This is a genomic window from Pseudomonas oleovorans subsp. oleovorans (genome assembly GCF_002197815.1).
GTDB lineage: Bacteria > Pseudomonadota > Gammaproteobacteria > Pseudomonadales > Pseudomonadaceae > Aquipseudomonas > Aquipseudomonas oleovorans.
Genome location: NZ_NIUB01000009.1, coordinates 103,750 through 116,397 on the forward strand (window position 1 = coordinate 103,750; position 12,648 = coordinate 116,397).

At 62.0% G+C, this 12,648-nt stretch carries 12 protein-coding genes; 4 read left to right on the plus strand and 8 right to left on the minus strand.

The features are described 5' to 3' along the window. Positions 1-64 precede the first annotated feature (64 nt). Complete coding sequence (gene mfd, locus PSOLE_RS07520) at positions 65-3,502, plus strand: transcription-repair coupling factor (protein WP_074855914.1); 3,438 nt, start codon at positions 65-67, stop codon at positions 3,500-3,502. 11 nt (positions 3,503-3,513) lie between these two features. After that, positions 3,514-4,035 (plus strand): peptidoglycan binding protein CsiV, encoded by a 522-nt coding sequence (locus PSOLE_RS07525; RefSeq protein WP_074855913.1) that lies wholly within the window; start codon positions 3,514-3,516, stop codon positions 4,033-4,035. 81 nt (positions 4,036-4,116) lie between these two features. Here PSOLE_RS07525 and PSOLE_RS07530 read toward each other — a convergent pair whose 3' ends face one another. Genes PSOLE_RS07530 through PSOLE_RS07545 form a run of 4 tightly spaced genes read right to left on the minus strand, consistent with a single transcriptional unit; the run spans position 4,117 to position 7,160 of the window. After that, the gene (locus PSOLE_RS07530; protein WP_074855911.1) at positions 4,117-4,854 is read right to left on the minus strand and encodes an S-methyl-5'-thioinosine phosphorylase; all 738 of its coding nucleotides are present in this window, start codon (positions 4,852-4,854) and stop codon (positions 4,117-4,119) included. A 10-nt stretch (positions 4,855-4,864) separates the two neighbouring features. After that, complete coding sequence (gene nagZ / locus PSOLE_RS07535; RefSeq protein ID WP_074855910.1) at positions 4,865-5,863, minus strand: beta-N-acetylhexosaminidase; 999 nt, start codon at positions 5,861-5,863, stop codon at positions 4,865-4,867. A gap of 12 nt (positions 5,864-5,875) precedes the next feature. Then, a complete protein-coding gene (locus tag PSOLE_RS07540) occupies positions 5,876-6,403 on the minus strand; it encodes a L,D-transpeptidase (protein ID WP_074855907.1) in 528 nt (175 codons plus the stop codon). A 49-nt stretch (positions 6,404-6,452) separates the two neighbouring features. Beyond that, entirely contained in the window at positions 6,453-7,160 is a 708-nt protein-coding gene (locus tag PSOLE_RS07545; RefSeq protein WP_074855905.1) for a TetR/AcrR family transcriptional regulator, read from the minus strand. Between the two features lie 228 nt (positions 7,161-7,388). On the opposite strand from PSOLE_RS07545, the gene lexA reads away from it, so the two are divergent. Then, positions 7,389-8,003, plus strand: a complete 615-nt coding sequence (gene lexA, locus PSOLE_RS07550; RefSeq protein ID WP_074855904.1) for a transcriptional repressor LexA — start codon at positions 7,389-7,391, stop codon at positions 8,001-8,003. A 9-nt stretch (positions 8,004-8,012) separates the two neighbouring features. Further along, positions 8,013-8,486 carry an SOS-induced cell division inhibitor SulA gene (gene sulA, locus PSOLE_RS07555; protein WP_074855903.1) on the plus strand — a complete coding sequence of 158 codons (474 nt, stop codon included), beginning with the start codon at positions 8,013-8,015 and terminating at the stop codon, positions 8,484-8,486. A gap of 73 nt (positions 8,487-8,559) precedes the next feature. On the opposite strand, the gene PSOLE_RS07560 is transcribed toward sulA, so the two are convergent. From PSOLE_RS07560 to PSOLE_RS07580, 4 genes are all read right to left on the minus strand, one after another. Beyond that, complete coding sequence (locus PSOLE_RS07560; RefSeq protein ID WP_074855901.1) at positions 8,560-8,796, minus strand: hypothetical protein; 237 nt, start codon at positions 8,794-8,796, stop codon at positions 8,560-8,562. 80 nt (positions 8,797-8,876) lie between these two features. Beyond that, positions 8,877-9,395 carry a DUF6586 family protein gene (locus tag PSOLE_RS07565; protein ID WP_074855899.1) on the minus strand — a complete coding sequence of 173 codons (519 nt, stop codon included), beginning with the start codon at positions 9,393-9,395 and terminating at the stop codon, positions 8,877-8,879. A 128-nt stretch (positions 9,396-9,523) separates the two neighbouring features. Continuing rightward, positions 9,524-12,130, minus strand: a complete 2,607-nt coding sequence (gene topA, locus PSOLE_RS07570; RefSeq protein WP_074855898.1) for a type I DNA topoisomerase — start codon at positions 12,128-12,130, stop codon at positions 9,524-9,526. 242 nt (positions 12,131-12,372) lie between these two features. Next, a complete protein-coding gene (locus tag PSOLE_RS07580; RefSeq protein ID WP_074855894.1) occupies positions 12,373-12,615 on the minus strand; it encodes a DUF1653 domain-containing protein in 243 nt (80 codons plus the stop codon). Between the last annotated feature and the right edge of the window lie 33 nt (positions 12,616-12,648).

Sequence of the window (12,648 nt, forward strand, 5' to 3'; positions counted from 1 at the left end):
GACTGACATTGACCAGCAAGCCCCGCTACAATTCACGGCCTCCCTTCACGACCGTGAGCCGCCCGTGTCCGTACTGCGTCTTCCGTCTCTGCCGGCCAACGCCGGCAAACAGCAATGGGGCAACTTGCCCGGTGCTGCCCTGTCCCTGGCCATCGCCGAAGCAGCCAGCAATGCCGGGCGATTCACCCTAGTTCTGACCGAGGGCAGCCAGAGCGCGGAACGCCTGCAGGAAGAGCTGGCCTTCTTTGCCCCGAACCTGCCCGTATTGCATTTTCCCGACTGGGAAACCCTGCCCTACGACGTGTTCTCGCCACACCAGGACATCATTTCCCAACGCATCGCGGCCCTTTACCAGCTGCCGCAACTGAGCCGTGGCATTCTCGTAGTGCCCATCGCCACGGCCCTACACCGCCTGGCGCCGAAACGCTTTCTGCTCGGCAGCAGCCTGGTGCTGGATGTCGGCCAGACGCTTGATGTGGAACAGATGCGCACGCGCCTGGAAGCTGCCGGCTATCGCTGCGTGGATACGGTGTACGAGCACGGAGAGTTCGCCGTACGCGGCGCATTGATCGATCTGTTCCCGATGGGCAGCGACAAGCCCTACCGCATCGACCTGTTCGATGACGAGATCGAAACCCTGCGCACCTTCGACCCGGAAACCCAGCGCTCGGTGGACAAGGTAGAGTCGATCCGTCTGTTGCCGGCGCGTGAATTTCCGCTGGAAAAGAAGGCTGTCGCCGATTTCCGCGGGCGTTTCCGCGAGCGCTTCGACGTGGATTTCCGGCGCTGCCCGATCTATCAGGACCTTTCCACCGGTATCACCCCCGCCGGCATCGAGTACTACCTGCCGCTGTTCTTCGAAGAGACAGACACTCTGTTCGACTACCTGCCAGGCGACACCCAGGTGTTCTCCCTGCCCGGCATCGAAAAGGCTGCCGAGCAATTTTGGACAGATGCGCGTAGCCGCTATGAGGATCGCCGAGTCGATCCAGAGCGACCATTGCTACCGCCTGCCGACATCTTCCTGCCGGTGGAGGACTGTTTCGCCCGCCTGAAGAGCTGGCCGCGGGTGGTGGTCAATCAGGACGATATCGAGCCCGGCATCGGCCAGACCCGCTTCGACGCGCGCGCCCTGCCCGACCTGGCAATTCAGGCCAAGGCCGGCGAGCCGCTGGCGGCGTTGCGCCGCTTTATCGAAGAATATCCAGGCCGCGTGCTGTTCTGCGCCGAATCAGCCGGTCGCCGCGAAGTACTGCTGGAACTGCTCGCCCGCCTCAAGCTCAAGCCCCGGGAAGTCGAGGGCTGGCCGGCCTTCGTCGCCAGCCCTGAACGCCTCAACATCTGCATTGCACCACTGGATGAAGGCCTGCTGCTCGACGACCTGGCACTGATCGCCGAGAGCCCGCTGTTCGGCCAGCGCGTGATGCAGCGTCGCCGCCGCGAAAAAGGCCGAGAAGGCGGCGATAACGTGATCAAGAACCTCACCGAGCTGCGCGAAGGCGCGCCGGTGGTGCATATTGATCACGGCGTCGGCCGCTACCTGGGCCTGGTGACCATGGAGTTCGACGGCCAGGCCGCCGAATTCCTTGCCCTGCAATATGCCGACGAAGCCAAGCTTTATGTCCCCGTGGCCAGCCTGCACCTGATCGCCCGCTACACCGGCAGTGACGATGCCCTGGCACCGCTGCATCGCCTAGGTTCGGAGGTCTGGCAGAAGGCCAAGCGCAAGGCGGCCGAACAGGTGCGCGATGTTGCCGCCGAGCTGCTCGATATCTACGCCCGCCGCGCTGCTCGCGAAGGTTTCGCCTTCCAGGACCCGGCACTGGATTACGCCACCTTCAGCGCCGGTTTCCCCTTCGAGGAAACCCCGGACCAGCAGGCCGCCATCGATGCCGTGCGCGCCGACATGCTGGCTGGCAAGCCGATGGATCGCCTAGTCTGCGGCGACGTCGGCTTCGGCAAGACCGAGGTGGCCATGCGCGCCGCCTTCATCGCCGTGCACAGCGGCAAGCAGGTCGCCGTGCTGGTGCCCACCACCCTGCTCGCCCAGCAGCACTACAACAGCTTCCGCGACCGCTTCGCCGACTGGCCGGTAAAGGTCGAGGTGATGAGCCGCTTCAAGAGCGCCAAGGAAGTCGGCGAGGCCGTGCAGCAACTGGCCGAAGGCAAGGTGGATATCGTCATCGGCACGCACAAGCTGCTGCAGGATGACGTCAAGTTCCACAACCTCGGCCTGGTCATCATCGACGAGGAACACCGCTTCGGCGTGCGCCAGAAGGAACAGCTCAAGGCCCTGCGCAGCGAGGTCGACATCCTCACCCTGACTGCCACGCCGATCCCGCGCACGCTGAACATGGCCGTGGCCGGCATGCGCGACCTGTCGATCATCGCCACGCCACCAGCGCGGCGTCTGTCGGTGCGCACCTTCGTCATGGAAAGCAACAAGCCGACCATCAAGGAAGCGCTGCTGCGCGAGCTGCTGCGCGGTGGCCAGGTCTACTACCTGCACAACGATGTAAAGACCATCGAGAAATGCGCCAGCGAGCTGGCCGAGCTGGTGCCCGAGGCACGTATCGGCATCGGTCACGGACAGATGCGCGAACGCGATCTCGAGCAGGTGATGAGCGACTTCTACCACAAGCGCTTCAACGTGCTGGTGGCCTCGACCATCATCGAGACCGGTATCGACGTACCCAGCGCCAACACCATCATCATCGACCGCGCCGACAAGTTCGGCCTGGCCCAGCTGCACCAGTTGCGCGGCCGTGTCGGTCGTAGCCACCACCAGGCCTACGCTTACCTGCTGACGCCACCGCGCAAGCAGATGACCCCGGATGCGGAAAAACGCCTGGAGGCCATCGCCGGCGCTCAGGACCTCGGCGCCGGCTTCGTCCTCGCTACCCATGACCTGGAAATCCGCGGCGCTGGCGAACTGCTTGGCGACGGCCAAAGCGGGCAGATTCAGGCGGTCGGCTTCACCCTCTACATGGAAATGCTCGAACGCGCGGTCAAGGCTATCCAGAAAGGCGAGCAGCCGAACCTCGACCAGCCATTGGGCGGCGGCCCGGAGATCAACCTGCGTGTACCGGCGCTGATCCCCGAGGACTACCTGCCCGACGTGCACAGCCGCCTGATCCTCTACAAACGCATCGCCAACGCCAGCGACGAGGACGGCCTGAAGGAGCTTCAGGTAGAAATGATCGACCGTTTCGGCCTGCTGCCGGAGCCGACCAAGAACCTCATGCGCCTGACCCTGCTCAAGCTGCAGGCCGACAAGCTCGGCATCAGCAAGGTCGACGCCGGCCCGCAGGGTGGACGAATCGAGTTCGCTGCGGAAACCTGCGTCGACCCGCTGACCCTGATCAAACTGATCCAGGCCCAGCCAAAACGCTACAAGTTCGAAGGCGCCACCGTCTTCAAGATCCAGGTGCCAATGGAGCGTGCGGAAGAACGCTTCAACACCCTGGAAGCCCTGTTCGAGCGCCTCGCGCCCACCACCTGAAGGACTCACACATGCGCCCATTGCACCTGATCGCCCTGCTGCTTTGCCTGTTGGCACCGAGCGCCTTTGCCGAACGTCTTTACCAGGTCGAACTGCTGGTCTTCCGCCAGGCCGGCGAACCTGTCGTCGCGCCCAAAGTGGCACCGGACGACTGGGCGGGCACGGCATTGCCGATCACCGGTAACGAACGCCCGACAACGCTCGATGGCGAGGCGGCCAAGCTCAATCCGGGCAGTGGCTATCAGGTATTGCTGCACAAGGCCTGGAGCCAAACCATCGGCAGCTCGCCGAGCCGAATGGCCGTCAGCAGCGGTGAAGAGCGCTTCGGCCATCACGTGGTCGAAGGCACCCTGAGCTTTACTCAGGAGCGCTTTGCCGATCTGGACCTGGAGCTGTGGATCAACCAATTCAGCGTCGACGGCCTGCTCGAGAGCAGCGAGCACATGAAAGTGGCCCAGCGCCTGAAGGACAACAGCCTGACCTACCTGGACCATGGCAGCCTGGGCGCACTGGTACGCATTAGCCCGCTCTGATTCGCGGCGGGGCGCCGTGCCTGCAGATTCGGCGCGTCGACGCCTGACTAACGGGCATTGACCGCTGTCTCTATAGAGAAGCTAGTTACTCAGCACACGCGCCAGCACCGCCTTGACCGTTCCCATGCCCTGCTCGATCACTCGCTCGATCTCGGCCATGGTGATCAAGGCACTGGATTTCCCCGCCGCCGGATTCACCACCAGCGCCAGGCAGGCATAGGGCAGCGCCAATTCGCGCGCCAATACCGCTTCGGGCATGCCGGTCATGCCTACCAGGTCGCAGCCATCGCGCTCCATGCGGGCGATTTCCGCCGCCGTTTCCAGTCGCGGCCCCTGAGTGCAGCCATAGATTCCGTGATCGCTGAATGCCGCATTTTCGGCCCGCAGCGCCGCCACCAACGCCTCGCGTAGTTGCTTGTCGTACGGCTGACTGAAATCGACGTGGGTCACGTGCTCCAGATCGCCTTCGTAAAAGGTGTGCGCACGCCCGGAGGTGTAATCGATGATCTGATGTGGCACGCAGAAATGCCCAGCGCCCATGGCAGCATGAATCCCCCCCACCGCATTGACCGCGACAATGGCCTTGGCGCCGGCCTGCTTGAGCGCCCAGAGGTTGGCCCGGTAGTTCACCTGATGCGGCGCAATCCGATGTGGTTGTCCGTGCCGAGCAAGGAACAGCACCTCGCGCCCGGCGTAGCTGCCGCGCAGGATATCGGCGGAGGGCGCCCCGTAAGGAGTATCCAGCGGAAGCGCTTCGTGAATCGTCAAGCCCTCCAACTGGGTCAGGCCGGTACCACCGATAATGGCGTAGACAGTCATTGGCAGATCCTCAGTCAAGCAACTGGGCAGCTCTCAGGGCCGCCACAGCGGTAAGCCAGCGTGGGGCCTGGCGGTATTCGGTAGTGGCATGAGCACGGCCACGCATGCGTTCGAGGCGCGCAGGCGGCGTCACCCGCAGACGCTGCAACGCACTGAGCGCCAGCTCGGCCGAAGCGCGGTCATTGCACACCAGGCCCATATCGCAACCCGCAGCGAGCGCCGCCTCGATACGCTTGCCGGCATCACCGACCACGTGGGCACCCGCCATGGACAGGTCATCGCTGAAGATCACACCCTCGAAGCCCAGCTCGCCACGCAAGATGTCCTGCAACCAGCGACGGGAGAAGCCAGCCGGTTGTTCGTCAACCTGAGAATAGATGACATGCGCCGGCATCACGGCATCGAGCTCGTGCACCAGACGCTTGAACGGCTGCATGTCGCAAGCGCGGATTTCATCGAGACTGCGCTCGTCGAGCGGGATGGCGACATGAGAGTCAGCCTCGGCCCAGCCGTGCCCGGGGAAGTGTTTGCCGGTAGCGGCCATCCCCGCCTGATGCATGCCACGAATGAAAGCGGCTGCCAGCGTGGTGGCCCGTTGCGGATCCCCCTCGAAGGCACGACTGCCCACCACCGCACTGCGCTGGTGGTCGAGATCCAGTACCGGCGCAAAACTCAGGTCCAGGCCAACCGCCAACACCTCGGTCGCCATCAACCAGCCGCAGTGCTCGGCTAGCACCTCGGCATTGTCGTTGTCGGCGATGGCGCGCATCGCCGGCAAGCGCACAAAGCCCTGGCGCAGACGCTGCACCCGTCCACCTTCCTGGTCCACCGCCAGCAGCAGGTCCGGGCGCACCGCACGGATGCTCTGGCACAGCTCGCGCACCTGACGCGGCGATTCGATGTTGCGGGCAAAAATGATCAGACCACCCACTTCGGGCTGGCGCAGCATCTGGCGATCCTCAGCGGTCAACCAGGTGCCGGCGATGTCCATCATCAAAGAGCCTTGCATGAGTCTATTTCCTCAGGTGAAGTCTTGGTCTGCAGCCCACTGCGGGCACGGCGCCTCATCGATACGCACTTTGCAATGCAGCGGTACGCACTCGAAAAGCGCCAGCATGTCGGCGTTACGCAAACGAATGCAGCCATGGGACAACGGCGTCCCCATAGGTTCCGTATCCGGCGTGCCATGCAGATAGATATAACGGCGAAAGGTGTCGACCTCGCCCAGGCGATTGCGCCCCGACTCAAGACCGCTCAGCCAGAGAATACGGGTGAGAATCCAGTCGCGGCCAGGAAACTGCTCGTGCAGCTCAGGTGACCACACTTCCCCCGTCCAGCGACGACTGCGCAATACGGCCGCCAGAGGCAAACCAGCGCCGATTTTCGCGCGCACCTGATGCAGCCCGCGCGGCGTACAACCTGAGCCGTTAAGCTCACCCGCCCCAACGAGCGCCGTGGAGACAGGCAAGCTCAGCAGCAGCCGCCCGGCACTGAAGCCGTAGAGCGCCTGATCGGCAATGGAGATATGGAGTAGATCTAGATCGGACATGGGCCGCTAGCTTAGCCGAAGGGCGAAGCCAAGCCCACCTGCCGCCAGGTCAAACCTTGGGCGCGGCGCTGGGTGTCTTGCTGCGCGGCTTGAGTTGCGCGCCGGCCAACGCCGGATCGGCGATACCCGTTTCCGAACGCATGCCGGCAGCCAGAAACGGCACCATCATGCGCATCACCTGCTCGATCGAGGTGTTGACGCCGAAATCGGTCTCGGCCATCGCGCGCAAAGCCTTGATACCGGACATGCTGAACGCCGCGGCACCGAGCATGAAGTGCACGCGCCAGAACAGCTCCAGTGGTGGAATACGCGGCGCAGCCTCATGCACCAGCAGCATGTAGCGACGGAACACCTTGCCGTAGACCTCTTCCAGATACTTGCGCAAGTGACCCTGGCTCTGGCTGAAGGCCAAACCGAGCAGACGCATGAAAATGGACAGGTCGTTACCGCTGCGCGGCTTCACAGCCAGGGCCTGTTCGACCAGGAGTTCGAGCAACTCCTCCAGGGAAACCTGGGTTTCGGACTTGGCCTGACGGCGATCGAGTTCCTTTTCCAGGCTGGCACAGAAGGGCCCGAGGAAACGCGAGAAAACCGCCTGAATCAGCGCCTTCTTCGAACCGAAGTGGTAGTTGACGGCAGCCAGGTTGACCCCAGCCTTGCTGGTGATCAGGCGTAGCGAGGTCTCGGCGAAGCCTTTTTCCGCGAACAGCTGCTCCGCAGCATCGAGAATGCGTTCAACGGTTTCCGACTGAGCCATGAGCTATCACCTGACAAACACTTGTTTGAAACATACGTTTCATCCCACTGAATTGTCAAGCCGCATGAGCCGTCTTTTGGCCGGTGGGTCACAGCTTACAACAAGCAGAGACGCAGATGACCCGGCATGGGTAACAAGCCGGGCGACAGGCCTTCGCAAAATGGGCGTTGCCAAGCTCCGATTACTGTATATAATTCCAGTCACTGTATAAAAAGACAGAGCCCAGCCATGCTGAAACTGACGCCACGCCAAGCCGAGATCCTCGCCTTCATCAAACGCTGCCTGGAAGACAACGGCTACCCACCTACCCGCGCGGAAATCGCTCAGGAACTGGGGTTCAAATCGCCCAACGCCGCAGAAGAGCACCTCAAGGCCCTCGCACGCAAGGGGGCCATCGAGATGACGCCAGGCGCTTCACGCGGCATCCGCATTCCCGGCTTCGAGGCAGGTGCCGCGAATGAGGATACGGGCCTCCCGGTAATCGGCCGTGTCGCCGCCGGCGCACCGATCCTCGCACAGCAACATGTCGAGGAATCCTGCCAGATCAACCCGGCGTTCTTTCAGCCCAAAGCCGATTACCTGCTGCGCGTACGCGGTATGAGCATGAAAGACATCGGTATCTTCGATGGTGATCTGCTCGCCGTGCACACCACCCGGGAAGCCCGCAATGGCCAGATCGTCGTCGCCCGTATCGACGATGAAGTGACGGTCAAACGCTTCAAGCGCGAGGGCAACAAGGTCTGGCTGATTGCCGAGAACCCTGAATTCGCACCGATCGAAGTGGACCTGGAACACCAGGATCTAGTCATCGAAGGTTTGAGCGTCGGTGTAATCCGCCGCTGAGGAGACACCATGCACGTGCAGCAGTCGTTCGAGCGTCCACAACTTCCCCTTTTCGACGCCTTTCTCGCCAGAACGTCGAGTGAGCCACGGTTAGCGACCGGTGATATCTCTCGCAACGAGGATGATCAGGCGTTCAGCGAACTCGCTCTACGCGGCGCAGCTGGCCACTGCCTGCACTTGCTGGCCCCGATTCTGCGCGAACTGAGCGAGAACCAGGATGCGCGATGGCTGGCTCTGGTGGCACCGCCAGCCAGCCTCACACAAAGCTGGCTGCGCGATGCTGGACTGAACCGTGAACGCATCCTGCTGCTGCATCCACGGCAAGGGCAAAATGCCCTTGAGTTGGCAGAGGAAGCGCTGAAGCTCGGCCGCAGCCATACCGTGATCAGCTGGCTGCATCCGGTTGAGTGCAGCACCCGCCAACGTCTCATCCAGGCAGCCAATGCCGGCGGAGCACAGAGCCTGAATATCAGCCTGGGTTGAACTCGCCAGGTTGCATCTGCGCAAATGAAAACGGGGCTCCAATGGAGCCCCGCTTTCGTCGAACCGTGGCAACTCAGTGAAGAACGCGCGCGCCTTCTTCTTCACCACTGAAATCACCCTCAGCCATTCGGCCGGCCATCTGCACGCCAACATTGAGCATGGCCTTGGCCACCTCGATGTGCTGACCCTGCAGGAAAGCCTTGGCATCAGCAGAGAAGTCCAGAGTCACCAGAGCCTCTTCATCCTCTGCGCGACGCAGGGCAATACGCCCATCGGGCAGTTCGACGATTTCCAGGAAGGATGTAGGCATGGCTCAGTCTCTGTGCAAAAACACGACATTGTAACAGTCAGCCGGGGTCATCCCCAGTCCACTGGTCCAGTTAAACCCGATCAGCACTCGCTCAGGCCTTCGCGAAACCGCAGCACCAGAGCCTTGAGCTGCTGACGCCAGGCATCGACGTCATCGATGCTCAGCTCGGCCGGCTCTTCGCCAACGCTGATGGCAGTGATCAACGGCATGGACGGATCGACCTTGGCCTTGCGCTCCTCACGCGGCGGCTGGAACAACGCGGCATAGGCCGCCAGCAGTTCGGCCAGCCAGGTTTCGCGTTGCTGCGCCAGCTCGACCAACTCGGCCAGCTCGGGGCTGGGCGAACCGTCGAGCACCGCCTGCTGCACAAAGGACTCGACACGCGAAGGCGTCGCGTCGTTCATGCGGTAATAACCGGCAATCTCATGACACAGCCCAAGCAGCCCGCCATAAAGGTGAAACAGGGCAGCCTCGCGCTCGGCCTGCGCCAGAGCCTGCACATTAAACGCGGAGGAGGCTTCGGCCTTGCGCCAGTTATCCAGGGCAATACCGGCGAAGAAAATCTTCTGGTTGGTACGGGTATAGATTTCTTTGGCCATTACGGCGACCTCCACAGCAGATCGGGTCATGATACGCGCGTCTGCCCTGCCTGACGCGCATCTCGTCAGGCATTCAGGGCGCCGCTGTTACGACGCCAGGCCGACGCGCGGCAGGTCGTGATCAAGCGCTAGCGCTTGTCCTCGACCTTCCATTTGCCGCCATCGAAGAACGCACGCCAGCCAGTCGGCTTGCCATCGACTTCGGACTGCACGTATTGCTCCTTGGTCTTGCGGCTATAGCGAATCACCGCCGGACGGCCATCCGGATCCTTCTGCGGGGCATCGCAAAGGAAGTGGTACTTGGGATCGATCTCATGCTTGTGCGGAACGATCTCCAGCACCAGCGGCGCACGCGTCTCGCGGTTCTTGGGGAACTGGCTGGCAGCAAGGAACAGGCCCGATGCGCCGTCGCGCAGCACGTAGGTGTCGTCCACCTTCTCGCACTTGAGCTCCGGCATATCCACCTTGTCCATCTTCGGCGGCGCCGCTTCACCGTTCTTGAGCAACTTGCGGGTGTTCTTGCAGCTCGTGTTGGTGCAACCGAAGAACTTGCCGAAGCGGCCCGTCTTGAGCTGCATCTGGCTACCGCACTTGTCGCACTCCAGGCTCGGACCTTCGTAGCCTTTGATGCGGTACTGGCCCTGCTCGATCTCGTAGCCGCTGCAATCGGGATTGTTGCCGCAGATGTGCAGCTTACGGGTTTCATCCAGCAGGTAGGCATCCATGGCGGTGGCGCAGATCGGGCAGCGATGCTTGCCGAGCAACACCAGGGACTCGGATTCGCCTTCATCGTCAGCCGCGATTTCATCGCCCGGCACCAGGTTGATGGTGGCCTTGCAACGCTCCTTCGGTGGCAGCGCATAGCCCGAGCAACCGAGGAACACGCCGGTGGAGGCGGTGCGAATCATCATCGGCCGGCCGCACTCGCGGCAGGGAATATCGGTCAGCGTCGGCTGGTTGGCACGCATGCCGCCCTCACCCGCCTCGGCAACTTCGAGCTTCTTCTTGAAATCACCGTAGAACTCGTCGAGCAGGTGCTTCCACTCGCGCTCGCCCTGAGCCACATCGTCGAGATGTTCTTCCATGGTGGCGGTAAAGCTGTAATCCATCAGGTTGGCGAAGCTCTCGTCGAGACGCTCGGTGACGATGTCGCCCATCTTCTCGGCGTAGAAGCGACGGTTGTGCACCGTGACGTAGCCACGATCCTGAATGGTGGAAATGATCGCCGCATAGGTGGACGGACGACCAATCCCGCGTTTTTCCAGTTCCTTGACCAGGCTGGCTTCGGAGTAGCGCGCCGGGGGCTTGGTGAAGTGCTGGCTGGGGTCGAGCTGGATCAGCTTGAGGCCCTCGCCTTCCTTCATTTCCGGCAGGACGTCGTCCTCGCCCGGTTTGCTCTGCTGCGGCAGCACGCGTGTGTAACCGTCGAACTTGAGAATGCGGCCCTTGGCGCGCAGCTCGAAATTGCCAGCAGCAACGGTGACGCTGGTGGACAAGTACTCGGCCGGCGGCATCTGGCAGGCGACGAACTGACGCCAGATCAGGTCATACAGGCGCTCGGCATCACGCTCCATGCCGGACAGCTGGGTCGGGCGCAGGTTGACGTCGGACGGACGAATCGCTTCGTGCGCCTCCTGAGCGCCCTCCTTGCTCGAGTACAGGATCGGCTTGCCCGGCAGGTACTTGTCGCCGTACTCGCTGCCGATGAAGCCACGAACCATCTCTACCGCGTCGTTCGACAGGTTGGTCGAGTCGGTACGCATATAGGTGATGTAGCCAGCCTCGTAGAGACGCTGGGCCATCATCATGGTTTTCTTCACCCCGAAGCCCAGGCGGTTGCTTGCTGCCTGCTGCAGGGTGGAGGTGATGAAGGGAGCCGACGGCTTGCTGCTGGTCGGACGATCTTCACGCTTGACCACGCTGTAGCTGGAAGCCTTGAGCTTCTCCAGCGCGGCCATGGCCTGGGCTTCGTTGACCGGTTTGAAGGCAGCACCACCTTCACGCACCACCTCGAAACGCACCTTGGCGTTCTTCGCAGTACCGAGGTCGGCATGCACTTCCCAGTATTCTTCCGGAACGAAGGCACGAATTTCCTTTTCGCGCTCGACCACCAGCTTCACCGCCACCGATTGCACGCGACCGGCAGACAGGCCGCGGGCAATCTTCGCCCACAGCAGCGGCGAGACCATATAGCCCACCACCCGGTCAAGGAAGCGCCGTGCCTGCTGGGCGTTAACGCGGTTGATGTCCAGCTCGCCCGGTTTGGAGAAGGCTTCCTGAATCGCCTTCTTGGTGATCTCGTTGAACACCACACGCTTGTAGCGGCTGTCATCGCCACCAATGGATTCGCGCAGGTGCCAGGCGATGGCTTCCCCCTCGCGATCCAAGTCGGTTGCGAGATAGATGGTGTCGGCATCCTTGGCCAGGCGGCGCAGTTCTTCGATCACCTTTTCCTTGCCGGGGAGGATCTCGTACTTGGCTTTCCAGCCGTGCTCGGGGTCGACCCCCATGCGGCTGAACAGCTGGCGTTTGGCCTTTTCCTTGGGCGACAGCGCAGGCGCCTCAGCGGCGGCCTTGCCGCGCTTGGCAGGCTCCTTGGTGGCACTTGCCGAGCCGCTGGTAGGCAGGTCACGGATGTGGCCGATGCTCGACTTCACCACGTACTGGCTGCCCAGGTACTTGTTGATGGTCTTGGCCTTGGCCGGGGATTCCACGATGACCAGCGATTTGCCCATGGATCAGAAGATTCCTGAATTGCGAAATATAGAAGGCACGAAGCCGAAGGTGTTTACAAAGCAGCGAGCGAAGGTCAGGCAAGGCGAAAACAGTCGAAAAAGCGCAGTGTACGAGCTGTACGTGAGCATTTTGAGGCTGGTTTCAACGCAGCATGGCCGAGAGCAGCAATTTGTAGACGCCCTCTAAGGCCCCGCTATATATAGTGGTGACCAAGCGAAGGTCAAGCGCAGGGGCTGCGCAGTCAGACTTGCGAAGCGCCGATGGGGCTGACTTCGGCCTGAATCAAAGCAAAGCGTGGAACGCGCTCGCCGTCCACTTCGATCTCTTCACAGAACATGCTCAGCGGCCTTACCCACAAGCCAAACTCGCCATACAGCGCTTGGTAGACCACCACCTCTTCCTCGTTCTCGGAATGGCGGGCCACCCCGAATACGCGGTACTGCGGACCTTTGTAGTGGCGATAGAGTCCTGGCTGCAACTGCATGAGCGGTTCCCAATATAAAAAGCCGTAAAAAGC

Excerpts from the sequence above, each read along its gene's own strand:
- PSOLE_RS07525 (WP_074855913.1), top strand. The coding sequence starts at position 3,514 with ATGCGCCCATTGCACCTGATCGCCCTGCTGCTTTGCCTGTTGGCACCG.
- PSOLE_RS07530 (WP_074855911.1), bottom strand. The coding sequence starts at position 4,854 with ATGACTGTCTACGCCATTATCGGTGGTACCGGCCTGACCCAGTTGGAG.
- nagZ (WP_074855910.1), bottom strand. The coding sequence starts at position 5,863 with ATGCAAGGCTCTTTGATGATGGACATCGCCGGCACCTGGTTGACCGCT.
- PSOLE_RS07540 (WP_074855907.1), bottom strand. The coding sequence starts at position 6,403 with ATGTCCGATCTAGATCTACTCCATATCTCCATTGCCGATCAGGCGCTC.
- PSOLE_RS07545 (WP_074855905.1), bottom strand. The coding sequence starts at position 7,160 with ATGGCTCAGTCGGAAACCGTTGAACGCATTCTCGATGCTGCGGAGCAG.
- lexA (WP_074855904.1), top strand. The coding sequence starts at position 7,389 with ATGCTGAAACTGACGCCACGCCAAGCCGAGATCCTCGCCTTCATCAAA.
- sulA (WP_074855903.1), top strand. The coding sequence starts at position 8,013 with ATGCACGTGCAGCAGTCGTTCGAGCGTCCACAACTTCCCCTTTTCGAC.
- PSOLE_RS07560 (WP_074855901.1), bottom strand. The coding sequence starts at position 8,796 with ATGCCTACATCCTTCCTGGAAATCGTCGAACTGCCCGATGGGCGTATT.
- PSOLE_RS07565 (WP_074855899.1), bottom strand. The coding sequence starts at position 9,395 with ATGGCCAAAGAAATCTATACCCGTACCAACCAGAAGATTTTCTTCGCC.
- topA (WP_074855898.1), bottom strand. The coding sequence starts at position 12,130 with ATGGGCAAATCGCTGGTCATCGTGGAATCCCCGGCCAAGGCCAAGACC.
- PSOLE_RS07580 (WP_074855894.1), bottom strand. The coding sequence starts at position 12,615 with ATGCAGTTGCAGCCAGGACTCTATCGCCACTACAAAGGTCCGCAGTAC.